Below are 844 nucleotides of genomic sequence, written 5' to 3' on the forward strand. Positions count from 1 at the left end.
CCACCGCCAGCACCCGATGACCATGACGCCGCGCATCGGACAACCGCTCCAGCAACACCACCCCCACACCCTCACCCCAACCCGTCCCGTCAGCCGCCGCCGCAAAAGGCTTGCACCGGCCATCAGGAGCCAGCCCACGCTGACGAGAAAACCCCGTGAACACCTCCGGCGTAGCCATCACCGTCACCCCACCCGCCAACGCCAGCCCACACTCCCCCTGCCGCAACGCCTGACAAGCCAGATGCATCGCCACCAACGACGACGAACACGCCGTGTCCACCGTCACCGCCGGACCCTCAAAACCCAACGTGTACGCCACCCGGCCCGACACCACACTCCCCGAGCCGGCCAGCATCGCATACCCCTCCAGCCTCGCATCACCACCACCACCGAGCCCGGCCGCATAATCGTGATACATCACCCCCGCATACACACCCGTCAAACTCCCCCTCAACGACACCGGATCAATCCCCGCCCGCTCCAGCACCTCCCACGACGCCTCCAGCAACAACCGCTGCTGCGGATCCATCGCCAACGCCTCACGCGGACTGATCCCGAAAAACGCCGCATCAAACCCATCAGCGTCATACAAAAACCCGCCCCTGCGCGCATACGACGTACCCGCATGATCAGGATCAGGATGGAAAAGCCCGTCCAGGTCCCACCCACGCCCCGCCGGAAACTCCCCCACCGCCTCACGCCCCGACACCACCAGATCCCACAACCCCTCCGGGGAACGGACCCCACCCGGGAAACGACACGTCATCGCGACGATCGCGATCGGCTCATCCGCATCGGCCACCGCCACCACAGGCCCACCTGGCCCGGCGGCCGCACCGGTCAG

The 844-nt window shown here is 66.7% G+C and carries 1 protein-coding gene; it reads right to left on the bottom strand.

Features of this window, described 5'->3' with window-relative positions:
- Positions 1–844 (bottom strand): beta-ketoacyl synthase N-terminal-like domain-containing protein (locus tag AXW62_RS38525; RefSeq protein ID WP_169808211.1); only part of this gene is annotated, 844 nt, incomplete at both ends.

The sequence above is a fragment of the Streptomyces hygroscopicus subsp. hygroscopicus genome, assembly GCF_001553455.1.
GTDB classification, from domain to species: domain Bacteria; phylum Actinomycetota; class Actinomycetes; order Streptomycetales; family Streptomycetaceae; genus Streptomyces; species Streptomyces hygroscopicus.